At 33.5% G+C, this 24,681-nt stretch carries 27 protein-coding genes; 7 read left to right on the forward strand and 20 right to left on the reverse strand.

Annotation, left to right across the window (positions count from 1 at the left end; translation table 11 throughout):
* Nucleotides 1-109: 109 nt before the first annotated feature.
* The 6 genes from ACFFHF_RS13420 to ACFFHF_RS13445 form a co-directional block, all read right to left on the reverse strand.
* Nucleotides 110-304 carry a DUF2933 domain-containing protein gene (locus ACFFHF_RS13420; RefSeq protein WP_377058365.1) on the reverse strand — a complete coding sequence of 65 codons (195 nt, stop codon included), beginning with the start codon at nucleotides 302-304 and terminating at the stop codon, nucleotides 110-112.
* Between the two features lie 36 nt (nucleotides 305-340).
* Nucleotides 341-688, reverse strand: a complete 348-nt coding sequence (locus ACFFHF_RS13425; protein ID WP_377058366.1) for a hypothetical protein — start codon at nucleotides 686-688, stop codon at nucleotides 341-343.
* Between the two features lie 426 nt (nucleotides 689-1,114).
* Nucleotides 1,115-1,366 carry a hypothetical protein gene (locus ACFFHF_RS13430; protein WP_160549364.1) on the reverse strand — a complete coding sequence of 84 codons (252 nt, stop codon included), beginning with the start codon at nucleotides 1,364-1,366 and terminating at the stop codon, nucleotides 1,115-1,117.
* Between the two features lie 14 nt (nucleotides 1,367-1,380).
* Nucleotides 1,381-2,055, reverse strand: a complete 675-nt coding sequence (locus tag ACFFHF_RS13435) for a response regulator transcription factor (protein WP_512700634.1) — start codon at nucleotides 2,053-2,055, stop codon at nucleotides 1,381-1,383.
* A complete protein-coding gene (locus tag ACFFHF_RS13440) occupies nucleotides 2,033-3,427 on the reverse strand; it encodes a sensor histidine kinase (RefSeq protein WP_377058367.1) in 1,395 nt (464 codons plus the stop codon). Before ACFFHF_RS13440 ends, ACFFHF_RS13435 begins: the two co-directional genes overlap by 23 nt.
* A gap of 209 nt (nucleotides 3,428-3,636) precedes the next feature.
* Nucleotides 3,637-4,722, reverse strand: coding sequence for a YncE family protein (locus ACFFHF_RS13445; protein ID WP_446695003.1), 1,086 nt, complete (start codon nucleotides 4,720-4,722; stop codon nucleotides 3,637-3,639).
* A gap of 182 nt (nucleotides 4,723-4,904) precedes the next feature.
* On the opposite strand from ACFFHF_RS13445, the gene ACFFHF_RS13450 reads away from it, so the two are divergent.
* On the forward strand, nucleotides 4,905-6,143 hold the full coding sequence (locus ACFFHF_RS13450; protein WP_377058390.1) for a type II restriction enzyme NmeDI-related protein: 1,239 nt from the start codon (nucleotides 4,905-4,907) through the stop codon (nucleotides 6,141-6,143).
* A gap of 200 nt (nucleotides 6,144-6,343) precedes the next feature.
* On the opposite strand, the gene ACFFHF_RS13455 is transcribed toward ACFFHF_RS13450, so the two are convergent.
* The 4 genes from ACFFHF_RS13455 to ACFFHF_RS13470 all read right to left on the reverse strand — a co-directional run bounded on the left by ACFFHF_RS13455 (nucleotide 6,344) and on the right by ACFFHF_RS13470 (nucleotide 9,421).
* Nucleotides 6,344-6,868, reverse strand: coding sequence for a DUF2269 domain-containing protein (locus ACFFHF_RS13455; RefSeq protein WP_377058369.1), 525 nt, complete (start codon nucleotides 6,866-6,868; stop codon nucleotides 6,344-6,346).
* Entirely contained in the window at nucleotides 6,852-7,088 is a 237-nt protein-coding gene (locus ACFFHF_RS13460) for a hypothetical protein (RefSeq protein WP_377058370.1), read from the reverse strand. The genes ACFFHF_RS13455 and ACFFHF_RS13460 overlap by 17 nt, the downstream gene beginning before the upstream one ends.
* A gap of 535 nt (nucleotides 7,089-7,623) precedes the next feature.
* A complete protein-coding gene (locus ACFFHF_RS13465) occupies nucleotides 7,624-8,982 on the reverse strand; it encodes a 4Fe-4S binding protein (RefSeq protein WP_377058371.1) in 1,359 nt (452 codons plus the stop codon).
* On the reverse strand, nucleotides 8,966-9,421 hold the full coding sequence (locus ACFFHF_RS13470) for a hypothetical protein (protein WP_377058372.1): 456 nt from the start codon (nucleotides 9,419-9,421) through the stop codon (nucleotides 8,966-8,968). Before ACFFHF_RS13470 ends, ACFFHF_RS13465 begins: the two co-directional genes overlap by 17 nt.
* A 411-nt stretch (nucleotides 9,422-9,832) precedes the next feature.
* On the opposite strand from ACFFHF_RS13470, the gene ACFFHF_RS13475 reads away from it, so the two are divergent.
* Nucleotides 9,833-10,129 carry an AbrB/MazE/SpoVT family DNA-binding domain-containing protein gene (locus tag ACFFHF_RS13475; RefSeq protein ID WP_377058373.1) on the forward strand — a complete coding sequence of 99 codons (297 nt, stop codon included), beginning with the start codon at nucleotides 9,833-9,835 and terminating at the stop codon, nucleotides 10,127-10,129.
* A 118-nt stretch (nucleotides 10,130-10,247) separates the two neighbouring features.
* A complete protein-coding gene (locus ACFFHF_RS13480) occupies nucleotides 10,248-10,904 on the forward strand; it encodes a response regulator transcription factor (protein WP_377058374.1) in 657 nt (218 codons plus the stop codon).
* 81 nt (nucleotides 10,905-10,985) lie between these two features.
* On the opposite strand, the gene ACFFHF_RS13485 is transcribed toward ACFFHF_RS13480, so the two are convergent.
* Nucleotides 10,986-11,498, reverse strand: coding sequence for a hypothetical protein (locus ACFFHF_RS13485; protein ID WP_377058375.1), 513 nt, complete (start codon nucleotides 11,496-11,498; stop codon nucleotides 10,986-10,988).
* A gap of 236 nt (nucleotides 11,499-11,734) precedes the next feature.
* Here ACFFHF_RS13485 and ACFFHF_RS13490 point away from each other — a divergent pair, with 236 nt between their 5' ends.
* Entirely contained in the window at nucleotides 11,735-11,914 is a 180-nt protein-coding gene (locus ACFFHF_RS13490) for a DUF3896 family protein (protein ID WP_377058376.1), read from the forward strand.
* A gap of 145 nt (nucleotides 11,915-12,059) precedes the next feature.
* On the opposite strand, the gene ACFFHF_RS13495 is transcribed toward ACFFHF_RS13490, so the two are convergent.
* The 4 genes from ACFFHF_RS13495 to ACFFHF_RS13510 form a co-directional block, all read right to left on the reverse strand.
* Complete coding sequence (locus ACFFHF_RS13495) at nucleotides 12,060-13,121, reverse strand: RelA/SpoT domain-containing protein (protein WP_377058377.1); 1,062 nt, start codon at nucleotides 13,119-13,121, stop codon at nucleotides 12,060-12,062.
* A 640-nt stretch (nucleotides 13,122-13,761) separates the two neighbouring features.
* Nucleotides 13,762-15,306 carry an SNIPE associated domain-containing protein gene (locus tag ACFFHF_RS13500; RefSeq protein WP_377058378.1) on the reverse strand — a complete coding sequence of 515 codons (1,545 nt, stop codon included), beginning with the start codon at nucleotides 15,304-15,306 and terminating at the stop codon, nucleotides 13,762-13,764.
* 730 nt (nucleotides 15,307-16,036) lie between these two features.
* Entirely contained in the window at nucleotides 16,037-16,207 is a 171-nt protein-coding gene (locus ACFFHF_RS13505) for a hypothetical protein (RefSeq protein ID WP_377058379.1), read from the reverse strand.
* On the reverse strand, nucleotides 16,204-17,217 hold the full coding sequence (locus ACFFHF_RS13510) for a TIR domain-containing protein (protein ID WP_377058380.1): 1,014 nt from the start codon (nucleotides 17,215-17,217) through the stop codon (nucleotides 16,204-16,206). Before ACFFHF_RS13510 ends, ACFFHF_RS13505 begins: the two co-directional genes overlap by 4 nt.
* A 630-nt stretch (nucleotides 17,218-17,847) precedes the next feature.
* Between ACFFHF_RS13510 and ACFFHF_RS13515 the strand changes: the two genes are divergently transcribed.
* Entirely contained in the window at nucleotides 17,848-19,410 is a 1,563-nt protein-coding gene (locus tag ACFFHF_RS13515; protein ID WP_377058381.1) for a restriction endonuclease, read from the forward strand.
* 183 nt (nucleotides 19,411-19,593) lie between these two features.
* Here ACFFHF_RS13515 and ACFFHF_RS13520 read toward each other — a convergent pair whose 3' ends face one another.
* The 5 genes from ACFFHF_RS13520 to ACFFHF_RS13540 all read right to left on the reverse strand — a co-directional run bounded on the left by ACFFHF_RS13520 (nucleotide 19,594) and on the right by ACFFHF_RS13540 (nucleotide 22,284).
* Nucleotides 19,594-20,151 (reverse strand): TIR domain-containing protein, encoded by a 558-nt coding sequence (locus ACFFHF_RS13520; RefSeq protein ID WP_377058382.1) that lies wholly within the window; start codon nucleotides 20,149-20,151, stop codon nucleotides 19,594-19,596.
* Nucleotides 20,141-20,989, reverse strand: a complete 849-nt coding sequence (locus ACFFHF_RS13525) for a macro domain-containing protein (protein ID WP_377058383.1) — start codon at nucleotides 20,987-20,989, stop codon at nucleotides 20,141-20,143. The genes ACFFHF_RS13520 and ACFFHF_RS13525 overlap by 11 nt, the downstream gene beginning before the upstream one ends.
* A gap of 334 nt (nucleotides 20,990-21,323) precedes the next feature.
* Entirely contained in the window at nucleotides 21,324-21,812 is a 489-nt protein-coding gene (locus tag ACFFHF_RS13530) for a hypothetical protein (RefSeq protein ID WP_377058384.1), read from the reverse strand.
* 19 nt (nucleotides 21,813-21,831) lie between these two features.
* Nucleotides 21,832-21,975 (reverse strand): NUMOD4 domain-containing protein, encoded by a 144-nt coding sequence (locus ACFFHF_RS13535; protein WP_377058385.1) that lies wholly within the window; start codon nucleotides 21,973-21,975, stop codon nucleotides 21,832-21,834.
* Nucleotides 21,976-22,062: 87 nt separating this feature from the next.
* Nucleotides 22,063-22,284 carry a DUF2188 domain-containing protein gene (locus ACFFHF_RS13540; protein WP_377058386.1) on the reverse strand — a complete coding sequence of 74 codons (222 nt, stop codon included), beginning with the start codon at nucleotides 22,282-22,284 and terminating at the stop codon, nucleotides 22,063-22,065.
* 543 nt (nucleotides 22,285-22,827) lie between these two features.
* Here ACFFHF_RS13540 and istA point away from each other — a divergent pair.
* Both istA and ACFFHF_RS13550 read left to right on the forward strand, forming a co-directional pair.
* Complete coding sequence (gene istA / locus ACFFHF_RS13545; protein ID WP_377058387.1) at nucleotides 22,828-24,243, forward strand: IS21 family transposase; 1,416 nt, start codon at nucleotides 22,828-22,830, stop codon at nucleotides 24,241-24,243.
* Nucleotides 24,240-24,590, forward strand: a complete 351-nt coding sequence (locus ACFFHF_RS13550) for an ATP-binding protein (protein WP_377058388.1) — start codon at nucleotides 24,240-24,242, stop codon at nucleotides 24,588-24,590. The genes istA and ACFFHF_RS13550 overlap by 4 nt, the downstream gene beginning before the upstream one ends.
* Nucleotides 24,591-24,681 lie beyond the last annotated feature (91 nt).

The following is a 24,681-nucleotide window of genomic DNA, read 5'->3' on the forward strand; positions in this document are numbered from 1 at the left end:
CAGGTCTAATTGTAAATAAATTTCCAAATGGATGGAGCCACCTTTGTTGGGTATTTACTTTTTTGGCTCTAAATAGAGAATATAATTAAACTGAAAATTACGAAATTATTTATGCAACACTAGTGGAAGAAAGTAAGTCAATTTCTCTTTTCAATTCCTCATTTTCTTTCTCTAAGTTTGTTAACTTACTTGAAATATCTGAATTAAAATGATTATCGTGCTTCTTATGATTACCATGTCCCTTCATACAAAAAATCATCATTAATGGACAAAGTAATACGAGCAAATAGGAAAGCCATTGCATACAGTTACACCTCTCTAAAAAAATTTAAAAATAATATTATTGAAAATTATTACTATTTTCTGATCCACCTGTACCATGCATATCCTTATACATCTCCTCTAATTGTTGCTCTGTTAATTCGGGATGCATTTCTTTCATATGATCTTTCATCTGTCCGAAATTCATATTTTTGTCATTCATCATCTCTTGCATGTTGCCATCCATCATTTCTTGCATGTCGCCATTCATCATACTATCCATGTTTTCAGTATTCATTTTTCCAGAATTCTTAACGGAATTATCCTGAGTTCCTACATTCTCTTTTGCTGAGGCGTAATACAGGCCAGTGCCACCTCCGACAATTAATGCAGCTGCTAAGGTTACTGTAATTAGAGTCTTTTTCATGATCTTTTCTCCTTTTTAATTAGATTTAGTAATTATTAAAGATGGACCAAAATTTTAAATCGATAGCTCCTCCTTACTAGTTATTGTTTTCTATGTTTTAACTATAAAAAACAATCATGGAGAAAGTATGGAGATAAGTGTAGGATAGAAAAAAATTTCAATAAAAAAGCGTGTCTCCATAGAGACATGCTTCAGCTAAAGAATACAGTTTTTTTATAATAATGACCATACATAATAAGGGGTATGTCAAATAATACTTTACATTGAACCATCATTATTGAGGATTTTTCATATTTAAATAGAGAAAAAATTATTAGAAAAATAATGTAATTAATTAAAATAATTTCAGTTAAACAATTCCTTTACATTCTTTTTTTGACCCAATCATAATCAAGAATAGACTATAACAGTAGTTTAAAGTGATAGTTATTGTTTTTCGTTCCCTTTTTCCTTCTTACTAATGAAAATCCAAATTAATAAACCAATTCCAATCATGATTAAACATACCCAAAAAGTCTGATTAAACCAATACTTCACATGATGAAACATCATCTCTTTACTCATCATCATACCCATTGATTCAGGAGGAAACCAAACCATCTTTAACACAAAGAAAAGAAAAGAAAAACCTAATACAATAAATATACTTAAGATAATTACCGGCCATTTTTTTTTCATATTCTTTTATCACCCTACTCCACTTTGTAGCCAATTCCCCATACCGTTTTTATAATGGACTTTTCAAAACCGAGGGAACTAAGCTTTTCACGTAAATTTTTAATATGGGAATCCACCGTACGATCTTCTCCGGAAAATTCTAAGCCCCAAATCTTCTCTACAAGTTGCTCTCTAGATAAAACATTTCCTCGATGTTCAACAAGAACTTGTAACAAATCAAATTCTGTTTGTGTAAGATTCAGTTTTATTCCTTCATGAAAAATCTCTCTAGAAGTTAAATTAATGATAATGCCATTGTATTTAATAATTTCATCGTTTGATTGATTAAGATTAGTCCTTCTAAGAAGTGCCCTTACTCTTACAACTAATTCCGCTTCATCAAATGGTTTGACCAAGTAATCATCAGCTCCTGAAGAGAACCCGGTTACTTTGTCCTGGACTGTTCCTTTTGCTGTTAACATTAAAATAGGTATGTCAGAGATTTCTCTTATTACCTCAAGTGTTTTCCACCCATCCATTACAGGCATCATTACATCAAGAATCATTAAGTCAAAATCATTTCTTTTTACCTTTTCAAAGGCTTCCTGACCATTCTCAGCTTCATAAATATCATAGTTCTCCTGCTGCAAGTAAATACGAAGCAGTTGTCTCATGGTTTTTTCGTCATCAACTATTAGTATCTTTTTCATTGTTCTCTTCCTTTTCTAAATAAATGGTAAAAACGGAGCCTTCGTTTTCTTTACTTTTAACCTGTATATTTCCGTTGTGAGCATCAATGATCTGCTTAACCACATAAAGACCTAATCCAGAGCCTCCGGTTTTCCTAGTTCGCGATTGATCAACTCGATAAAAGCGTTCCCATATTTTAGGTAAGTCCTCTGAAGGGATACCAATTCCCGTATCAGAAATTTGAAGAACAATAAAATCTCTTATTAATTTAGATTTAATCGTAATAGTACCTTGAGAAGTATATTTAATGGCATTTTCAATTAAGTTATAGATTACTTGCTCCATCCTTTGAGGATCGATAGATATTTCGGGTAATTCTTCATTCAGGTTTAGAATTAATCCAATCCCTTTCTCATTTGCAACAGGATTTAGATTTTTTGTCGCTTTTCTGATAACGTGATTTATGTTAGTTAATTCTTTTTTTAACACAAACTGTCCTGTTTGAAGTTTGCTCATTTCAAACAAATCATTTATTAATATGGATAATCTATGAGCTTCTTTATTAATTATAGTTAGATACTCTTTTTGTTCTTTACGATCTTTAATCATATCCTTATTTAAAATATCACTATAACCTTTTAAATAAGTAAGTGGGGTCCTAAGTTCATGGGAAACGGCAGCCAAAAAATCACTTCGACTTTCTTCAAAATACTGTAGCTGATCACCTAAATTTTTAATTGAAAGCCCAAGTTGTGCTACTTCATCATTACCATTTACCGGTATATTCTGCTTATACATTCCCATTGCCATTTTTGAAGTTGCCTCTTTCATATACAAAAGTGGGCGTGTTAATCTTCTTGATAAGATGCCTATTAAACCAAATGCTAGTAGCAAAATTCCAATGGTAGCTACAATAAGTAGAAGATTCATAACAAAAACAATTTCTCTAAGAATCGATGCTGGATAGTACATATACACGTAACCTAAATGATCTCCAATAGGGGTTACCGAGATAAGATAACTATGCTGTTTCCAATCTTCCTCTAAAATGGTTCCATTACTAAGGCTTTTAGTAATAAGATGGTCAACCATCTCTTCATCTGGTTTTTTTGAAAAAGCGACAAATTGTTGTTTGTTGTCTGTTACAAGTACATCTGTCATTACACCTTTTTCCATTTCGACTACATGATTTATTGCAGATTGATTAAAATCTTCTGCCAAGATACGGGCATGATTTTGTCCTTTGGCTAACAAATCCTGTTTTATATAATCCACAAACATATTTGTAAATACGCCATATAATATGAGCCCGAGAAGAAGTAATAATGTAATAAATACACCGCTAAATAATAGCCCGAGTTTGAATGAAATACTGTTTAGCTTTGAACTCAATTTTTCTTACTCCTTTAATTCGCACAAAAAATAGTACGTACTCGTATATTTGATTTTCTCTAATTACATCAGTCCTCACTTATATTATATCTTCCGTTTTCATAATTAAATAATAAGTGTTATAAATGAAGAAATTATGAAGTTTCTATGTTTCTAATAAAAAAGTTTAAGCCGTACTCTATTTTGAGTACGACTTAACTGTAATTTCACTAATCCATGATACTTATTCCATTAGGAGTCTCTCCCACTTGAATGGTCCCAGTTACTGTATAGGTTTCAAGATCGATGATACTGACTGAATTCTCAAACATGTTTGTTACATAGGCAAATTGATTATTGGGACTTACAACAACACCGTGAGACCCTTTGCCTGTTTCAATGGTTGTTATTACTTTCTTTTCTTTTATATCAATGACACTAAGATTATTAGAAGGTTTTTCTGGTGTACCTTGATTAGCAACATAGGCAAATTGGTCTTTAGCGTCAATGTAGACTTGAGCTGGTCCAACGCCAACATCTACTTTTGAAATACTTTCTGATTCCACATCGATGATTGCTAGCTTGTTTTCTCCATTAAGTGTTGCAACTAACGTTTTTCCGTCAGAAGTAATACCAGTAGTAACTGGAGTTGCCCCTACTGTAATTCTTTTCTCTTCCTTCATTGTTTCAATATTTATTACACTTACCGTGTCTTCACCCATATTTGCTACATAAGCATATTGATTATCTTTAGATGTTCTAAATCCATGAGGTCCTTCACCGGTTGAAATTGTATTTATAACAGTATAGGTACTTAAGTCGATCACCGAAACGGTATTATCCTCATTATTTGTTACTAATCCATATCTTCCGTCATCTGTAAAAACAACGTGAGCGGGATGATTACCTACTTCTACCTTGTTTTGTATTTCGTCTGTTTGAGAATTATAGAAAAGAACCAATCCTGGCATTTCCATATTGCCATGACCGCCTTCTGCGGCTGGAACCACAGTAACTGCAAATACTTCGCCATTTGGAGATGTTTGAATGTTGTGGACAGCTCCATCTACTTCAATGGTTGAAACCACTTCATTATCAGCAACTCTAATCTTGTTTATGGATCCCCCTTCATTAGCAGTAAAGTAGAACTTTTCCTCTTTATTATCCTTTATTTCTTTTTGTTGTTCAGTATTTTCCTCAATCTCTGTTGTCGTTTTACCCCCATTTCCATTGGTTGTGGTATTGGAACTACAACCAGTTAGAAATATAGCAAAAATTACAAGCAAAAATGAGATACTAAGTAAACTTCTCTTCATCATTTATGGCCTCCTTAAGTTATGATAGTCTTATATTAATTAGAATTATTTTTTTGAAATGTGATTCACATCACATTTTGATTTTTTAGAAAGGGAATCTAACAATTTCTTGAAAATCGATAGTTTCTGCAAAATTATCCTATAAAATAAAGAGTTCATTCTTTGTGGAGGTAGAGTAATTGATGGGAAAATCAATTGAGAACGTGCTTAAAGAATATCGTGAGGACCAAGAATCGGTTTTTAATAACTGGTTTATGAATAACACTGAACGCTTAAAAGCTTTTAGAACTATTCGCAGCGGTTTAAAAATGGTAATTCGTGAGATTGAGACAAATGAGTTCGGAAATGATTTTAAAGGGTCATCTCTTGAAACCGTTGTTACCGCCATTTCGGAACAAAAGGAAATTTTTGAAGGAGCTGCTCATGCTTTTTATTGGAAACCAAAGCTAAGAATTCCCGATATCTATGAAAATGAGGCAAATAAGAAAGCTTTCGCTCGTTTTTTAAACATGTTTCTTCAGACAAGTAATGAAAAACAACTTCTAGAGCAAATCTTTCTTTTAGACTCCCAAAAAATTAAAGGTCTTGGACCAGCAGTTGCTAACATACTTTATTTTATTCACCCTACCATTTTCCCTCCTTTTAATACTGCTATTATTAAAGGTGCAAATTTGTTATTTAATCAACGCTTAAAACTTGGTTCTTGGGGTGAATATTTAAAAATGAGAGATTTAATTCTCGATTTTAACCAAGAACATAGCAAGCTTTTATCAAAAGATTTAGGTGCAGCTGGTGGCCTTTTATATGAAATTGGAAACGGCCGAATTATTACTAGCGAAAATTATGAAATTGCTTTAGAAAAGATTGAGAAGGATAAAAGAAAAAGACACAACTCTATTCAAAATGAATTACTTGAAGAGAATACCCATACAGAGATGCAATATCATCTAGCAACGTTAGGAAAAGCCTTTGGCTATAATGTTTGGATTGCTCAAAATGACCATAAAAGGACCTGGGATAATTCAGCGCTTGGGGAATTTTCATTAACGGGTCTTAATCTTCCTCATGTTCCATCCAGTGTAAAGGATACGATTCGATTGATTGACGTACTTTGGCTGAATAAAGAAGGAGATATTATCTCTGCGTTTGAAGTGGAGAAAAGTACATCGATCTATTCCGGCATCTTAAGATTAAATGATCTTTCAAAGTCTTTATTACATAATGACTGTAATTTTTTCTTAGTAGCCCCTGATAAAAGAGAAAAAGAGATCAAAGCACAGTTGCTTCGCCCCTCCTTTCACAATGATCATACATGTTCACTTTCTTACATATTATTTTCGGATTTAAGAAGTAATTGTGAAGCCATGTGCAAATTTGGTACGGACGTTAATACGTTGTCAAAGATTTGCAAGACGCTTTAGATAGTTTGTTAGCCTAATAGCAAGGTTGATCCATATTATAATAAATCTGAGAAGAAAAAAGGATGGTTAACATTTGAAGACTAACTCAAATGCTAACCATCCTTTTATTTTTTCATTAAATAAAATGTTATTTAATAAAAAAGTTCTCTTCCCTAGTTATATTCATTGAATTTATACCGACTTGTCTATACTAGTCCCCGTCACTGACTAGAACCCTTTCGACTTTTCTGTTGTTTTTGCCAACCGTATCGAGTCATACCCTTTGGCTTGTAAACCGAAAGAATCATAATTATTAATAGAATTACTAGAGCGCCAACAGCGTGGCTAATACCTGCTCCCATTTCGCGTAGTTCATTTATAGAGGTCGTTGAATCTACGGCTATGCTTACCATCCGGGTGAGTGATTGTGTAAATGCTAGTAAAATAATAATAGAAAAAACAGTTAATATTAATTTGAAAATTACCCAGTAGTGCCGAAATAATCCCCATGTGGTCCCGAGTGAGATAACAATCCCTGTAATTAGAGATGCAATCGCTAATGGGACTAGAACATAACTCGTAATTGGTTCCAAAGCAAGATAAGCAGCGCGTACCAACGAAATATCCTCACTTGTTTTTATAACAACCGCAAGAGAAAGATAGGCTAAAACTGCACCCAACCATCCGACTGAAACAGTGATATGCGCAGTGAGTGTGAACTTACGCAATCTAGATGACATGTTCATGTATTGGCCCCTCAATCAAGTCTTGTTTCATATACATGATCTGATCACTCTGAACGGCTTGAGCAGTTGAGAAGTGGCGACCAGGTCCGTGGTTACCACCGATGCCGGTGAGTTTAAGAATAATGAACAGTACTATCAATGCTACGATGATAATACCTGATATTTTCACCCAACGTGGTGTGCTTGGTGGCTGATTTCCAGAGTTTGTTGGTTTACTCATCTTGTTAACACTCCTATTATTTAGATTTTGCTTTTGTTATTTTGATATTGCTCACAAGTTATTCTTGCTAGGCAAAAGTATAATCAAATATTAACTAGTTGGTAATTAATAATTACAAAAGAACTACATCAATCAGATGTAACGAAACTAATCAGATAAAGGTTACCATTATTCTCTGAAATAAGATAGAAATATCTATCAATTTCACTTTCGAAAATATCCCGTTAATCCTCTAAAACTTTTTTTCGTTAGGAGATTCTTTTTATTAATATTTAACCGTTCTTTTTATATAGTAACAACAAATAAATATGTGTCAGCACAATAATTGGGCAATGTAAACTCTCACTTCAATTCGCTTTATCAATGTCTATTCAATAATAGCAGCTTATTAATTTCGTCATCTTAACTTCTTTTGTCATTTCTTTTTATTAGTAATAATTGGAAAAAATAATACATAAAAAAACGTTCGGGGGATAATCCCGAACGTTAAATCAAATCAGTTTTATTTTAACTAATGTTATCTTACTTTTTCTACCTATACTCTATGGCTCATTGGTAGTGAGAATAAATAGATATTGATAATTCCCAAAATTAGCATTAGAACATAATATGGGAGCATGGATTTAAATGTTGCCTTTTTCCCCATCTTATAAGCAGTGTAAGTAGATCCAATGAAACCTATACCTATAATTAAGTATTGTAAAAGTTGTACAGTAGATGTAGACGCTAAGCTCAGATCACCTGTAGTAACTTTACTACCAAATAAACTCAATGAATTAAACCAGATGGCTTTCCCCTCTGTGATAATATGAAACAAGTTATGACCTAAATGTCCAGCTAAATCTAAAGGAATAAATGCGTATCCAAAAAGAGTGAAGTTTTTCTTTACTGAGTTAGGCATTCCCAATACGGTTGCTAATTTAGCTGCTCCTAATAATAATAGGATAGGTAACGCCATTGAGAAAATGAATGCGATTGTAAAATTCACTTGGTAATTAGATGTTCCGGTAAAAGAACTGATGATTGATAAGATATCTTTCCAAATTTCTAACATTGTTATGTTTTGAACAAAGACAATACCCATTATAACTGCAGCTAATGAAGCATGCTCAAGCTTTGGATTCTTAAGGCCCCATAACTCTTTTGTAGGAACTCTTAATGATAATCTTATAGAATCATTCGGACAATTTTTCACACAATTTCCACAGATATTACATTCGGCACTGGAGTCCATAGTACGAGGAAACTGGAACATCGGACACCCTTCTGCTTTATCACTTCCCTTAAAACATGATTGTGTTTTACAAGTTTTACAAATATCGGGTGTCCCTCGTAACTCTAACGCACCTGATCTTGAATAGTTACCTGCTAACCCTCCAAGAAAACAAAGTGTTTTACAAAATGTTCGTCTCTCATAGAATACTGAAGTAGCCACAACCATAGTTACCAATAAGAGGAGAAGGTATCCTGATCCTCGAGGAGATTCAACTATCCCCCACACATGATCACTATACGTTATCACAATAAAAAATAAATCAATTAACCATATTCCATATTTCCTTAAAAATTTAGGCATAGGACGTTCGCTACCGACAAGCTTTCTGACAATATCACTAACTTTACCGAATGGACATATTGCGCACCAGAACCTTCCCGTGGCAATAAACAAGATAGGAATTAATGGCCACCATAGAACCCATGTCATTGTTGTACCAAAATTTCCGTGGGGACTAACAGTTCCTGCAACTAATTCAAATACAATAACCGAAAATACTACTAAAACCATCCACTGAAAAATACCAGGGTACCATTTACTTTTGATAAACTTCTTAATTATTGGTATAGACAATAAATTGAATGGAGTTTTGGGTGCGGATTTATTTGGCATAGACATTTTTGTTCCCTCTTCCTTTTATCAATTTATTCCATACACCAATAAGGATGAATGTAAGATTTATTAATCCAAAAACGGTTAATACACGATAGTTTGGAGCACTTTCAGTTATTTCTTCAGTGCCGTGCCCGCCCACTTCACCATGCTCGCTTTCTTCCGAACTGTGACTACTTTCATTTTCGGCGCCATGTTCACTCTTTTCTGTACTAAGACTTTCCTCTGCTTCAATTCCTCCTTCTTCTTGCTTTGTATCTTCTCCGGAAATTTGACTTTCATCTACTCCTTCTTCATTAACGATAGACTGGTTATTACTTTCTTCATCTGTACTAATTTCAGTGGTATGGGTTGTATGACTATCTCCCTGCCCCTCTGCAAACACTGATGGACTATTAATCAGTAAAAAGGTCATGGCTACCACTGCTAATACCCTCTGCTTCATAATCTACCTCCGTAAATGTTGTATTTCGCATAGTTACAATTTATAGAGGAGATTTGCAGATTTGATGGTTTTTATTTGTATTATTAAAGAACAACTTTCCTGGATCAGTGACATTTCTCATCGTGTTTATGAAACGAAAAAACGCCTCTCATATAGAGAAGCGTTTTTTCTGTACTTTTCCAAAAGGTGGTCTAGCAGTGCTAGGGCTAAATTATATCTGATTATTTTGTTAATGTCTATTCTTCATTAATGTAAGATCTTCTCCTAATCAGTTCACATTATTATTGATCTAATAAAAAAATCGTCTTTTTCTTCCATCTCTCCATAACTCCTTTAAATACCATTTCAATCTGCATAGTTTCTCAACAATTTTCTTATAAACTATAAAAATCTAATGAATTATAGGGGTAGGTGTACTCGTTGTACTATAGACGTTTACTAAAAACCGGTCAAATTTCAATTCCAAAAGAAGTCGAGGATGAGCTTAATATTATGGAAGGACAATTTCTTTCTTTATACAGAGAAGGTAACAGAATTGTTATTGTTAAACAGCATTCTAACTCTACTTTAAACCAATGTATTTATAGTTATAGGAAAATATCATTACCCATAGAGTTACGTAGATTAACAGGTTTTACATGTGGGATGCTATTGGCACTAAATTACTGTAAAAACGAACAAAAGATTTTAATACAAGCCCACGGTTAAAGCTGATTTTTAAATCAGCCATATCTCAAATAAATATTCAGAATTTCTTCATAGTTTTACTATATGCTTTAAATATTGTCTTGTTGAAGGGGTGAGATAAATAGCAACTATACTTTTTATGGGAGATGTACAGGAAATCAGTGTAGAATATTATCTACACTTACATGGAAATTATTTAATTATTACAAAAGAATCTTTAGAAGACGCATATGCCCTTATTAAGAAGGGCTCGGTTGAACTAATCATTATTATAGATCCAAATCCCGTCCACTTATGTATGCAAATTAGAGAATTTTCAAATACTCCTATCATCGTTAAGTCCATAATAGGAAGTAAAGAGGAAGGGATTAAATCTCTTAATATGGGGGCAGATGATTATTTATATGGTAACGTTTATCAAGAAGAATTTAGTGCCCGTATAGAAACAGTTTTAAGACGATCTGGAAACGACAAACAAATAGTTGAATTAAACCAATTAGTATGGGACAAGAGATTATTAGAGCTAAAATACCAGCAAAAAGTAATACCCCTGGCCCCGAAAGAGTTCAATATAATTGGGGTCCTTCTACAAAAACCTGAAAAAGTGTTTACAAATGAAGAGCTTGTTTTAGCTGTGTGGGGGAACAAAGATAAGGTGGACTCAAAAACTTTACATTCCTATATTAGAAATATAAGGGGCAAAATGAGGGACGCAGCATATCCAGTAGATTTGCATCTTATTACTGTATGGGGTGTTGGGTACCGTTGGCATTCACTTCAAGACACTACTAACTGAATTATCTTTTCATTTTTAAGTAAAAAGGGACTTTTATTAGTCCCTTTTTTTATCTAAATCCCCTCTGTATGCTTTCAAATCTTATTGACTAATCTCCTCCTGAAGCCATGTAAATGTTCTAGACTTTATCCCATTAATGTTATTTAATTTCAATTCTAAAAATGGATACTCACTATTCCAGTTACCGTTCACTTTTATATATCCTTCAGTATGATGACTTTCAGTAGTGGATGGTTCCCAAGTAATACTACCAACTTCTTCATTTTGCCCAATTGAAATCTCTGTAAGGTTGTCTAAGTCAAATTCTGATAAGTCCACCGAATGAGTGTTCATTTCTACTAGAAATACATAATTTTCTTCATCGCTTTTTTCAAGTAATGGAGTGACACTAATTGTAACTTCTCCTTGGTTGTCTGTTTTTGTTATCTCATTATTACCCTTATTCACTTGATTTGTTTCAGTTTGAACTTCTTCTACTACTTTTTTTTCAACCTTTGGCTTTTCTCCAACGATTGTTATTATCGCAAAGTAACTTATTAAACTTGTAATTCCAAATAAGAGAATTAAACCTACAATCTTTTTAGCCTTTGTCATTTCTGTCACCCCATAGAATTTTATAAAAATAAGATCTCATAATTTTTTGCAGAATTTAACGAAAAAACTTGAATACTTTATGAAATTTAAGCAGTGACCGTATTTTTTAGATTAACTTTCAAAACCTATAATAAATGTTCACTCAATTGCTACTATTTCTGCAAAGACTCTTCATCTCTTTTTTTTAGAATGAAAGGGAGCAAATATTAAATCAAGAAAAAGAAAGGAAGGATCTTTTGAATTATTTAGAAATAAAGCGTCACTTAGCAATTAAAATCGAAAATTTATTAAAAAGGTTAGACGATCCGAATCTATCAACTTCTGATGGCGAGGCACTTAGGAATATGATTGATAATTATCAATATATAGCTGAAATAGCAGAAATGAACCACTTCCAAAGGGGGATAAAAAATTAAAGAAGTCACCGCTACTTTTGCGAAAGTAGCGGTGACTTCTTTTAATTATGAAATTAACTGCATTAAATTAATATTATATGAAGTTATTTTATGTTGGCAAAGAGGTCAAAAGAGCATTGCTCCCCTTTGACCTCTTTTAGGATTTTTATTCATCTTTTTTTAATAAATCAGGGTGTGTATATCCCTCTAAATATTTCCTGGTATCGAATATGCCAATCTTATTTTGATCAGTTAGTAACGGTCCAGGACTTGCAAATAAGTTTAAGTCTATTCCATTACTAATTTTCCCACCGATCATCATAAACTCTTGCTGTTGTCTACTAGGAAAAGTTACTGTAATGGAGCTTTCCAGTTCTTGAACTTTCGATTGGAGCTTTTCTTTGTCGGCTTTTTCTACCTTATAATTATTAAGAAGTGTCTCAATCTGAGTTTTTAGTTCATCAATAGCATTTTGTTTTTTTTGATTTTCGGCCTCTAATTTCCCTGTGTTAAGTTTTAATTCTCTTATTGAGGTTGCCATTTCGTCAGCACTACCGGCAATTCTATTTAAAACTAATAATTGCTTTGTTAACTGGACGTTGTTTGTATCATTAGGATATCTAAGCTGGTGATCTATTTCGCTCCAACCTTCCTCGAAGATTGTTCTTACCTGAATCTCTGCAACATGTAGATGTTTTGTTGCTTTTGTACTTATTAAATAATGCCATGACCGATAACCTGCAGGATGTACCTTGAAATTGAAAAGTTCATTATCCTCATGTTCTTCTTCTTTAGAATAATCACCTTCACGATAGTAAATTGTACATTTCTCTACTAATTCCCAAAGCTCTCGTATGAATTTATCCAGAGAAGCAGCTTGGTCTTTATAAAGGTGAAGAACACGAATACCAATTAGATCAGTAATTTCGGTTTTATAATTATCTATGTCGATAACATAACCAGCGTTTGTTTTTCGTTCTCTTATTATCTTCCTTATTATTTTATCAATAAGATGCTCGGGGTCTTTCACTCTAGTTCTGACAGTATGAGCTTCCGGGTGCGTACGTAACATATTTGATATATATTCTGCAGTAGGTGTTAAAGATTCTCTATACACAGAGTATTCTTTATGTATCTCTCTTAAACTTTCCCAACTGATTTCCGCTTCGTCAAAATCAGATTTATTTATGTTATATTTTTCAAAGAACTGTTCTTTTGTTATTTCCATAGACTCCATCTCCTAAGCTATTTTATAGAGATAGGAATATTATACCATACATTCAATTGTTCGTAAGATTAGTATTATACGAATTGTTGAGAGGCCATTTTTCTACGACTATACTGACCTTTTTTTACCTGGTCCACCTCATTAGCGATCTCCCTATAGTTTGGATTAGTAATTCACATCGTAAACCTACTGATATAAAAAAGAGTAATAATACTCTTATGATCATACTCACTTGCAGTAACACTAGAAGTTCCTTTTGGAAGTCCGTTATTCAATAAAAGCCTTTTGACTCCCCAATACTTCGGAATCATTCTAGTCCATTATATTGTAGTAATTGCTTGCTAAAACCCACCTATATCCTAAATAAGTTTCTTTTTTTCCATTACAACAAGCACTAACATTGGTACATTAATAATTGAACCATCAACAGACAACTCGTTCTTTCTTATACGGTTTATCGTAACCTTTTATAAATTGAACCATTAATACATCCTCCTGTTTAGTAATAGGTTTCATTTAGTATAGAATGAATTTTCTAATTGTAGTTTAAAAGACAAATAAAAAAAGAATCCAAATCAAATACAAATGAATTGGATTCCTTTCTATGACCTGCATACAGTGGTCGCTTATCTATTAGTAATTAAACAGCTTCTAGAATTCTTTCTTTTTCAAGAGCAGCACTTTGTCTATACTCTTCAGCTTCAGCAAGCTTAGTGAATTCCACTGTCTTGTTATGATTTTTCTTAACTACCTCTTCTATTTCAGTAAGAGATACTCTGAAGAACTCTTTACGTTCATTAACTTTATTTACACGTCTATCTGCGAAAGCTTTATGCAAAGCATTTTCTAGTGCAGGAGCATCATCGCTGAATATCATTCCATGGACATCAAACAAGAATGGTACAGAAGCATCACCTAACTCCCTAACTCGATCCAATGGCTCCAAACGACGTGTCATACCAATTTTGAAAACATTCTCTCCAAAGGAACCGATATTGGAAATGATGTAGACATATCCAGCTCTCGTGTTTTGAACTCGGAATAATACATCTTTTTTGTTCTTTCTGGTTTCTTCAAGTTGTTCCTCTAGTTCTCTAAGTTTTTCCAGTAACTTAGCTTGTTTAGACGCATCCGTTTCGGATATTTGTTCTTGAAGTTTAGAAATGGCTTGCTCAAAGTGTTTTTCTTCCTTTTCCACTTTTTCTTTAGCCTTTTCAAGTTCCTTCAACGCTTTGGCTTCCTCGCGCATACGTTCCTTGATTTCCATTTGTTCTTCTTTTTCTTCTTGCTTTTTTTGTTCAAATTCATACTTTAGATACAGCTCTTCAATCTTAAGTTTCAAATATCCACTGGTGATCGATACTTGCTGCATATCAGTAAGTTTATTTAATTCCTCGTATACTTTACGAATTCTCTGTTCGCTAGCATCCACGTTGTTAAATTTAACCTTGGTAATGATATTATCACATTCGTTGTTGAAGGCTCTTAATATTAACTTGATGGTATCAAGAATAAACTCTCTTCCTTTTCTCTTGTCGTCTCCGATGGTCCAATCTAATCGATGGAAGGTCGCCGTCTTATCTTTAACCATTTTCTTCTGTTCTTGTCGAATATCATTTAATTTCGACTGATATGCCTCAGAATTTTCAAATCCGTATTTAGGGCTATAGAAACCAAATGATTGCATTTCAAGCTCATTATTCATGAGTATCAACTGGTTACGTAAATCATTTACTTCACTATTCACAGAAGATTTCTTTGTTTCCAAAGCCTGAATATCTTTATTTATCGTTTCTTTTGATTTTTCTAGATCAATAAGCAGAGAGCTGTCTGAAATTTGTTTAGAAAGAGCTTCGCTTTCAGTATTCAACTCATCGATCTTTTTCATTAATGCTGCTCTAATTTCTATAGCATCAGTTACAGGTTTATATGATTCCAACTGCTGTTCTATCTCTTCCTTGCGAGTAGTTAAATTACCTATTTCTTCATTTAACGTGTCAATTTTACCTTTGAAGTTCACCACATCATCAAAGTTATTTTCCTTCCAATACGCTTCCGCTTTCTTCATTTCTTTGTTACGTTTCATGATCAGTACGATTGCAATAACCGGCGGAATAAATAAAAACCATAAGGCAAATAAAATTCCAATAACCCAAGGTGAGTGAATAAATTTTTCTTTGTACATAATTACTACATTTCCCCTTTTAAGTTAGTCATCACTTTTTCTATTTTAATTATACTCTTGTAAAATATATAATCCTATATTTTACTTCTCCATATCCAGTTATATGTTTTACTAAGTTTATTTATTAAAGTACATTAGATACCCAATTAATTACACCATTTGTATTTGAAATATGTTCACATTTCTTTTTTTAGGGTGTAACCAATTACCAAAGAAAAAAGGATCTTCAATTTTTAAATATATATGAACAATGATGGTTGGCTAAATCAAGAGACTGAATCTTTAATTACCAAGTAATTATTGATACAGGCTCTTTTTTATTTATTGGCTCTGTTAAACGGTGTTGTTGATTTTTTTTGTAAAAGAAAGAAGGACGAATGAGGTCCTTCTGATATTCCTACTTCAACTAACTGCCCCGTTGTTGGATAAGAATGTTTACGTAGGTCGATTAGTGTTAATATAAGTTTTGCGAAGATCTAATAAAATAAAAAACGTTTCAACCCAGTGATACCAACGGGTTGAAACGTTTAATAACCGTTCATTTAGTAGTGTTAAAAGGTATTATACGAATAGTTGGTTAGATCAAAATATTTTCTCTTACTCTTCTTCTCTTGGACATAAAGGCTATTTCAAGGTATTGAAAGCTGATTCTTACTGAAGTTAATAAGCAAACAAGATGTATCGTTTCCTGATAAAAAAGAGCAGAATTAAATTCCACTCTTTTTATTAATTATGCTCTTTTCCTAAAAGGATCGTCTCTATATTCTGCTTTTCGTTTATAAATTACTCGTCCTGTAACTTCTTTACCATCTTTAGAGGAAATTATTGCTTTTTTTCCTGTTACTGCTTCTCCTACCTTGTAAGAAGATTCTCGACTCATGCCTATTGGTTGCTTTCTCATAACGTAGCACCTCCATAGATTTTATTGATGGTATCTAACAGGCTATAATTATCTAAGAAGATTTGATCTATTTCATCTTTACTTAAGGTCGGCCTTCCTGTTAAAGCCACTGTTAAGACTAATTTATTTCTTATAGGATAGCATAATACATAAGTATTATCATAGTGGGAAGTTGTTTTTTCAAAAACGAGTTCTTCACTTTGTTGGAAACAATCCACTACGACTATTCGGTCTGGATCATTTAAATTTTTCCCATGGTTAACATTAAAATTAAAAAATTCTCCTTGACCTTCATTACCAGCAACTTGTTTTAAACCATCTGTTCCGATTGGTTTCCATACACCTGTTCCTTCTACGTAAAAATTTTCAGGTGCTTTATAACCATTTCTAACGGCCTCTGTTAGATATTCAAGCGGTTGCGAAGAATCAAAAAGAAGACGTTTCGATAATGTCCGTAATACTCGTATTAGAGTATATTCTTGTTCTCTTTCATTATTTAATTCAGCCAATAGTTTTCCTGGGTCTAAAAAAGGTCCTTTTTCTTCTATAGCACGTTTAATAGACCTACAAGCTCTATTTACTGCCGCGTCATAATTCCCATCTGTTCGTTTTTCATAATGTAAAACAGTGATTCCATCTAAATCAGTTGGAAGACGAATACCCTTGGCATTTTCATTAGATGGAACTTCTGTAGGTATTATATAGAATACCCTTCCTCGTCGTAGTCTTCCCCAAAAAAGTCCCATTTCAAACAAAGTATTATCCCGAGTGGTATACGAGATATTTCCACGGATATTTACAATGTCATCAGGTGAAAATACAAAAACAGCAAAATCATTCTGATCTAATTGTCTTTCTAAGCTTTCTATAGTATATTCAGTTGCTTTAAATACCCCTGTGGACCATGGAGTAACCTCAGCAATACGACCTAGTCCTTCATGTATTGCATCAACATATTCAAGTGACTCGCTAGCAGAACCTATAAATACTTTTGGCTTTATTGAGCTCATATTACCTCCAAAAAAGCTTTTTATATATTTTATATTATAACACTTACACTGGAATATTTTGTGACTTATTTGACATTTCCTTTGTTGGGATGCTAGAATCCTCAGTTCAAAAAAATATGCCAACATCTTCTAAACGAAATAACCGGTCTAACTTTTAAGGTCAATTCAAAATAAACTAAAATGTACTGATTTAGTGGCTATTATATGGATCTTTCCTCTATTGTAATGATTTTTGTAAGTAGACGATTTATAAAAAAGCGACTGTTCATAAAAGAACACTCGCCATAAGTATGATTCCATTATAATTAATTCAGTTCTTTAGATGTATGAGCAAAATTATCTCAAAATCTCCTTATAATGGCCTTATTTAAAATATCGCATGCCCAAGATTTATAACAGGTATGCCCTATAATATAATTTATGCTATGAAACGTACTTCTTCTAGCCTATTTGTTCATATAAAATATGCAAATACTAATTATTTCTTATCTCTTACTCAATACATTTTATGGTATCCTATCCTACCCTGTTATCTGCAGTCATATAAAAGTTAGAATGTTCCAAAATTTGTATTTAATAACGAATTATATTACTATGTTTTTCAAGTAAATGGAATATGGAGGTATACCTTTGGCTACAAAGTACCAGTTCGTCAAAACCATCTCTAATTCTCGTTTAAGTCAAAGTAAAACTATTAAAGCACTTACACAATATGAGCTGGACAGAAAAGTTGATGAGCAGAGGAAAAAGTGGAAATCCCAAGTAAATAAATTAAATGAAAGAGATAAAGTTGAAAATGAGCTATTGAGGGCTGAGCGCTTAATAAAGCAAGCCCAACAATCCATTGAAGTTTTTCAAAACATGCTTAAAACATCAGCTCGGGTACATCACTATATAGATTTCGATAGCATACTTATATCGGATGAATATCCACCCTTTATCTTTAAAGAAGCGACACCGAATATAAATGACTTTTATCTGAAACACAATGTCCCTTCCCCATCCTATTGGGAGGATCTATTGCTTTTTATTAAGAGTTCCAGGTTAAAAAAAGAGTCTGCTGCAAAGCTTGATTATGATAAAGAGTATGGGATATACCAAGAAAAGAAACAACAACTGTACAATCAGTATATGGAAAAGAAAATTGCTTTCGATTCCAATAAAAGCTCTTATAATAACCTATATGAAAATATCAGAGAGGGATATTTAAATGGAAATATAGATTCCATTTGTGACTACTTTTCACTTGCTCTTGAGCATGCACCTTTGCCAAAAGAATTAGCTTTAAATATAGAAGTTAACTATCTTCCCGTTTCACAAACTTTAATAGTGGATTATACGCTACCTAATCAAGATGACCTACCAAGAGCTGTTTCTTACACTTACGTAAAAACCCGTAAGGAAATTACAGTAAAGAAAATGACTCAAAAGGAATTTGACGCCTTTTATGATTCAGTGATATATCAACTAACCTTAAAGACCATTCATGAGCTACTAAGTTCTGACTCATCTGAAGTACTCCAAACGGTAGTATTTAATGGATATGTACATGGGACAAGCCTTGCTACAGGAAATGATTTTACTTCCTGTATTGTCACTTTAAATGTCGGTAGAGAGGACTTTTTGAAATTAAACTTAGAGAAAGTAGATCCCAAAGAGTGTTTTAGAAGTTTAAAGGGTTTATCCATTGGTGCTTTAAAAAACTTGTCACCTGTTAAACCTTACATGCAATTCTCAAAGAATGAAAATAGGTTTGTGGAGTCCCGAAATATCATTGCTGAAGTAGAGAATATTCCGAATATCTCTAAAATGCCTTGGGATGATTTTGAGCATTTGGTCGGTGGGTTGTTTGAAAGAATGTTCTATAGTGATAACAATGAAGTCAAAATCACCAAAGCTTCTAGAGACGGTGGGATTGATGCCATTGTTTTTGATCCCGACCCTATTCGAGGTGGGAAGTTTGTTGTACAAGCTAAGAGATATAACGCTGTTGTACAGCCTTCTGCTGTGCGTGACTTGTATGGGACTATGATAGATGAGGGTGCTACAAAAGGATTCTTGGTAACAACCAGTTATTACGGTGAGGATAGTTATCGATTTGCAAATGATAAACCGATTACTCTCATCGACGGATCCTATCTGGTTCACCTTTTTCAGGAGAATGGTTATTCGGTGAAAATCTCTAGTGAATGAGTAGATTTTTAAAATCCAATTAAATAATGATAATGATAGAGATCGATGCCAATTATTAAGAATGGTATGAACAATTTGCTTCGATAAATAGAAGGGAGCCTTCTACTCCCTTCTATTTATGGTAAAGTCGTTAGTTATTTCTATAAAGCTTAATTGTACGCTTTTTTCTACGCAGATATTGTGTTATAAATAGCCCCACCCTCTATAAGTGTCCTCAGTATAATAACTTAGAGATGAAGTTAATTCGTCTCTCTTATTATGAATACTAAACTGCGACACGGCTGCACTAATACTCTTTTGTTTAAAAGGTATATGAATACATTTGGCTGACTGGTTCATAATTCGATCATAAAGTGCCTTTGGCCACTTACCTGCTAAAGCGCGAGGGTTTAAAATGTTTGAATAGCCAGTGTAAGCTACTATAATAGGAATATTGTAATGGTCTATGGCCTTTTCAATCTCAAAATTAAGCATCCCTCGATCCCAATTCGTATAATCCGAAATAATAAGCAACATGTTCTTAGAATTTCTCATTCGTTCTAACAGCCTTGCCTGCAAGGTAATCTTTGAGCTGGTATCTTTGACTTGGTACGTCTTTTTGTGGCTGTCACTGAAGGTGAGTTCAAATTTATTTGATGCATTCCAACTTTGAAGAAGAGCATAGTATTTCATGTCCCCTTTCGTTGGGTCCGTTGTCCCATTCCCATCAAAAGCAACGTATGTTCCATTTCTATATGCCATTAGCTAGCTCCTTTAATTTATAAAAGTCGATTTTATCCTTTAAAGAATCGTGAATAACGATAGTGACCGCAGAAGGATAATTGAATTTTATTTTCGTTATTTTGAAAGACCAAATGAGGAGTTCAAGTAATTCTTGTTCGGTGATCATATCATACCCTTTGAACCTTGTTATCCCTGTTCCTAGCAATGGGATTGAAATGGACCTACCGTTGTAGACAATATCTACTTCATTCCAAAAATTCATTAAAAAATTCACATAATCATTCATGTGTAAATGAGCTCTATTTTTGCTATCAAATTTGGAAAATGCGGTCAGTAAAAAATCGTCATGTTGAAAAATAGTACCTAGTTTATATTTATCCTTCTTACCTTGTCTTCTATTTTCATTACGTCCAATTTTAATATCTTCCGAGTTTAAATGGTCGTCTTGTTCCATTTTTCGATCTAGTTCAGCGACATCTTGTATCTTATTTTTTATGTAGATTCCATTTAGCGATGACTCGGAAATGATTTTATTATCCACCTGGGTGTCAAAGTATTCATTGAAAGCAATGACCTTTAGCTCTGGTTCTGTAAAAATATCCCCCACCTTTATTTCTACTGTTGAATTATTAATGGTGAGTTCGGTTCGTTCTTGCAAGTTGGCTTTCACCCAAAAGCTAATATATAGGATGATGAAAAGAATTATGATAGACATAAATGCAACCCATTTATATTTATCGGGTATATCTATCGCAATGGACAGAAACGACAACAAAAGACTGAGTGGTGATAAAAAGGCCAGGTATTCCTTACGTAAAGTCTTGTCATTAAATTTGACTTTCTTCTTAAATCTCATATCAAACTCCTATATAGCTTTTATTCACTTGTAACTAATAATAAATTTTTTTATCTTAATGAAACAGATTGCTCTAAAAGTTTCCCCATACCATATAATAGGTCTAATGGATGGTTCTGATTATTTCGGTTGTATAAACCTTGCCAATACCAAAGGTCAGATTGGTCTATATCACGGAGGTGTTCCATGTCCATTTAATAACTTATAGTTAGGTCTTGGGAGTTTTCGAATAGCCCCTTCTTTATTATCCCGTTGGGTCTATTAGGTTCCTTTTTTCTAATATACTTTGAAACCCCTATTTCATAGTAAATCCATGGAGATTTTGTGCTATTTATTACTTCTGATGCATCCATCGAGTTTGGTGTTTTAAAAAGATGACACATTCCGTTTTATCTATCATCATAGTTAGAGCAGATGATAGCATCATATACACATGACTAGTTGAGAAATTTCTTTTTTCGTAACTATAAGTAGGACTGTCGACATTTTTACAATACTCATCATCTATTATTCTTAAAAGTGCATCTGCACTTCCCCAAACACAAGAATCTATAAACACAGTTAATCCAAATGTAGCATTTATCCAACCAGCCAATGCTATTGCTTTTTCTTTGTCATTATGAGAGTGTGAAAGGAAAATATCTGCATTTATTTGCGGAAACCAACTGTTTTGCATCTCTGTTCCATCCAAACTACCATCGTTAAGTAAGAATTTTTTCAATTCCTCTTCTATTATTCTCTTTTTATTATTATAAATGGTATTTCCATTGTTTCTGAAAGCAATAAAATCATCATTAGTAATTAGATTAAATCCAGCATACATTGTAACAATCCTACCTTTTTTAAGACATTGAATCTACCGTAATGGATACAAATTTAAAACTTTCTTTGTATCTGTCCAAGCGTTTCACCCTACCTCTAGAGCTAACTTGTTGTAACCCTTCATAGCCATCATTATCTTTCCAGACTTCCCCCATCAGCGCCATTCAGATCGTTATAACGACTTTTATTAAACCTTTTGCGATAAAACCAAAACACCCCCGAAAGGAGTGTTCCAGACAATTCTAGATGTATTAACCTCTTGGTGGATATGGATCATTACCATAGCTATCTTTGGCACGAATCTTTCCATCGCGACCATGAATTACAACTTCACTTCGTTGATTTTTAGCTATAGATCTAGCAGCATCAATAGCTTCTCTTTGTGTATTATGCTTTGATGTTGCTCTAGAATTACCAGCACCTTTCACTTTCCAACTACCGTCTTCATGTCTTGATACGTGTTGATTAGCCATTACAGATCCACTCCTCACCTTACAATCTAATTACCTATATACAGTACCACAGAATACCAGTTCCCACAATATATAGATTGGACAAGTTTGGAAATTTTATGTTTAAAAAAGCACCCCGTTGGATGCAATTAAGCGAATATTTCTCTTTTCCAATATAGAAAAGTCTTTTATATTCTCCGTATTCTTCTTGTGTGAAACAACTAAATCAACTTTATAATCAATTAATAGGAACATTGCATAGAAGTCTACAATGTCCTTTACAGTTTTACTTTTGTGTTTGATTAATTCATATCATTATACTCCCTAAAAAGACATAATAAAAAGCACAGGCAGTATTATCTGCCAGTGCTCCTGGTAATCTTTATTTTATTATAGCTAACACTATAACTGTGTATTGCAAAATAGAAGTGCAGAGCTTTGCAAGTAAAAAATGCAGAGTCCTGCACTTTATTTATTGAGTGCATAAAAAAAGACTTGCCAGCCACCCCAAGTCCCTCTACTGTATAGGTGTCGAATCAATACAGAGTGGAGGATTACGAAAGGATGCTAGCAATGTCTGATATTAATTGTATCAAACACCTAAGAAACAAAAAAGGACTATCCATAACAAAAATTAAGGAAACTTTAGGGATTAATTGGAGGACAGCTAAGAAATATGCAGATGAAGATCAATTACCCGAATCTAAGATAAAACAGACCAATGGAATGATGTATACAGAAAAATGGGGAGAAATTATTTCAGATTGGCTTTTTGAAGATAGCAAGTTAAAGAAGAAGTTACGCAGAACTAAAAAACAGATGTTTATTGATCTTAAGGGTCTTGGCTTTAAAGGATCTTATCGAACTGTCTGCTATTTTATATCTGATTGGGAGAATAGTCATAACGAAGAAATTGATAAAGGGCATGATCGTTTAGAACATCCTCCAAGCGAAGCACAAGTAGATTTCGGAGTAATGGAGGTTGTAAAAGATGGGGAGTTTATGGATTCACATGTGTTAGTCATGTCGTATCCACATAGTAATGCGGCTTTTGCGGTACCTTTACCTTCTGAAAATCAAGAATGTTTCCTTCAGGGGCTAAAACTCTTATTTACACAATCTGGGGGGATTCCTAGAAGAATTAGAATTGATAATTTAACCCCCGCTGTAAAGAAAGTTAGATCGAAAACCGAAGAGGCAAAGTTAACTGATACTTTTATCCAGTTTCAAAATCATTATGGTTTTGAAGTTCAGGTATGTAATCCACGTAGTGGGCATGAAAAAGGTAGTGTTGAAAATAAAGTGGGCTATATACGGTATAACTTCTTTACAACATCTCCCGTCATGAATAGCTTTGAAGAATTAACGGAAACACTTCGTATTCAGCTACAAAGCGATAGGCAAAGACTTCATTATGAGAAAGAAGTAATGATCGAGGACCTTTGGAATAAAGAGAAGAGCTATTTACTAGAGTTGCCATCTGAAGATTACCCAGTCTTTAAAGAAGAGGAAGCAAAGGTAAATAAGTTTAATGAAGCGAAGATAGATAGCACGTTAATACATATTCCCAAAGCGTCGAATTATCCATTTGTTTATTTTGTACTATATTGGGATAAATTTAAGGCTGTTTCCCCCGATGGGGAAATTCTATTAGAAGATTTCAGGCCATATATGAACAAGAAAAGAGCGATTCCCTGGGTTTCAATCTTCAAGGATTGGATTCGAAAACCAAGGGTTGTACCTTACTCAAGATATCAAAAATATCTACCGGGAAGAGTTAATGATTACCTGATGGTTGATGATTTAGTGGTTAGAAAAGATAGATTACTGGAATTAGTTAATTTACTTTTAACACATGATATGAAGAGAATTAACGAGGAATTCTATGATTTAATTTCTGGGAAGAACGAAAACCCCTTCGGGCTAGACTGGTCGGAATACGACTCTTTAGCTCCTTTAGAAAGGGGTGAGTCATCATGAGTGAATCCATTCGTTCCATGTGTAAGTCATTGAAACTGGCTTATGTATCTGAAATATACGAGAACATCCCTTTTGACAATCCAGTACAATATTTAGAAGCACTATTTAAGGAAGAGTTTCGTTTGCGTGAAAAAGCAAAGGTCCAGCGTCTAATTAAAAATGCTAAATTCTTAGACTCTAAAAATCTAAGCAACTATGAATGGAACGAACGAATTCGATTTCCGACACATATTGATAAAGAAGGTTTAACGAGCTTGGACTTTATCCAGCAAAAGCAGAATGTAGTATTGATTGGTTCACCAGGGACTGGAAATTATCGAAAGTTTTTGTTTATGGAAAGATATTAGTAATTAGGCGTAACATTCGTAGCTGGCATAACAAATATCTTTCCATAATACTCCAAAATTCCTATCGACAAAATTCCTCCAGCCACTTTAA

Source organism: Robertmurraya beringensis (assembly GCF_042433785.1).
GTDB classification, from domain to species: domain Bacteria; phylum Bacillota; class Bacilli; order Bacillales; family Cytobacillaceae; genus Robertmurraya_A; species Robertmurraya_A beringensis.

What these genes read in the sequence shown, in the direction of transcription:
- ACFFHF_RS13540 (WP_377058386.1), bottom strand. Translation starts at nt 22,284, where the DNA reads ATGGCTAATCAACACGTATCAAGACATGAAGACGGTAGTTGGAAAGTG.
- ACFFHF_RS13470 (WP_377058372.1), bottom strand. Translation starts at nt 9,421, where the DNA reads ATGAAGCAGAGGGTATTAGCAGTGGTAGCCATGACCTTTTTACTGATT.
- ACFFHF_RS13485 (WP_377058375.1), bottom strand. Translation starts at nt 11,498, where the DNA reads ATGACAAAGGCTAAAAAGATTGTAGGTTTAATTCTCTTATTTGGAATT.
- istA (WP_377058387.1), top strand. Translation starts at nt 22,828, where the DNA reads ATGCTAGCAATGTCTGATATTAATTGTATCAAACACCTAAGAAACAAA.
- ACFFHF_RS13430 (WP_160549364.1), bottom strand. Translation starts at nt 1,366, where the DNA reads ATGAAAAAAAAATGGCCGGTAATTATCTTAAGTATATTTATTGTATTA.
- ACFFHF_RS13505 (WP_377058379.1), bottom strand. Translation starts at nt 16,207, where the DNA reads ATGAGAAAGCAACCAATAGGCATGAGTCGAGAATCTTCTTACAAGGTA.
- ACFFHF_RS13455 (WP_377058369.1), bottom strand. Translation starts at nt 6,868, where the DNA reads ATGAACATGTCATCTAGATTGCGTAAGTTCACACTCACTGCGCATATC.
- ACFFHF_RS13420 (WP_377058365.1), bottom strand. Translation starts at nt 304, where the DNA reads ATGCAATGGCTTTCCTATTTGCTCGTATTACTTTGTCCATTAATGATG.
- ACFFHF_RS13535 (WP_377058385.1), bottom strand. Translation starts at nt 21,975, where the DNA reads ATGGCGCTGATGGGGGAAGTCTGGAAAGATAATGATGGCTATGAAGGG.
- ACFFHF_RS13530 (WP_377058384.1), bottom strand. Translation starts at nt 21,812, where the DNA reads ATGTATGCTGGATTTAATCTAATTACTAATGATGATTTTATTGCTTTC.
- ACFFHF_RS13495 (WP_377058377.1), bottom strand. Translation starts at nt 13,121, where the DNA reads ATGGAAATAACAAAAGAACAGTTCTTTGAAAAATATAACATAAATAAA.
- ACFFHF_RS13525 (WP_377058383.1), bottom strand. Translation starts at nt 20,989, where the DNA reads ATGAGATTTAAGAAGAAAGTCAAATTTAATGACAAGACTTTACGTAAG.
- ACFFHF_RS13465 (WP_377058371.1), bottom strand. Translation starts at nt 8,982, where the DNA reads ATGTCTATGCCAAATAAATCCGCACCCAAAACTCCATTCAATTTATTG.
- ACFFHF_RS13445 (WP_446695003.1), bottom strand. Translation starts at nt 4,722, where the DNA reads ATGAAGAGAAGTTTACTTAGTATCTCATTTTTGCTTGTAATTTTTGCT.
- ACFFHF_RS13480 (WP_377058374.1), top strand. Translation starts at nt 10,248, where the DNA reads ATGGGAGATGTACAGGAAATCAGTGTAGAATATTATCTACACTTACAT.
- ACFFHF_RS13500 (WP_377058378.1), bottom strand. Translation starts at nt 15,306, where the DNA reads ATGTACAAAGAAAAATTTATTCACTCACCTTGGGTTATTGGAATTTTA.
- ACFFHF_RS13450 (WP_377058390.1), top strand. Translation starts at nt 4,905, where the DNA reads ATGGGAAAATCAATTGAGAACGTGCTTAAAGAATATCGTGAGGACCAA.
- ACFFHF_RS13520 (WP_377058382.1), bottom strand. Translation starts at nt 20,151, where the DNA reads ATGGCATATAGAAATGGAACATACGTTGCTTTTGATGGGAATGGGACA.
- ACFFHF_RS13550 (WP_377058388.1), top strand. Translation starts at nt 24,240, where the DNA reads ATGAGTGAATCCATTCGTTCCATGTGTAAGTCATTGAAACTGGCTTAT.
- ACFFHF_RS13425 (WP_377058366.1), bottom strand. Translation starts at nt 688, where the DNA reads ATGAAAAAGACTCTAATTACAGTAACCTTAGCAGCTGCATTAATTGTC.
- ACFFHF_RS13460 (WP_377058370.1), bottom strand. Translation starts at nt 7,088, where the DNA reads ATGAGTAAACCAACAAACTCTGGAAATCAGCCACCAAGCACACCACGT.
- ACFFHF_RS13510 (WP_377058380.1), bottom strand. Translation starts at nt 17,217, where the DNA reads ATGAGCTCAATAAAGCCAAAAGTATTTATAGGTTCTGCTAGCGAGTCA.
- ACFFHF_RS13435 (WP_512700634.1), bottom strand. Translation starts at nt 2,055, where the DNA reads ATGAAAAAGATACTAATAGTTGATGACGAAAAAACCATGAGACAACTG.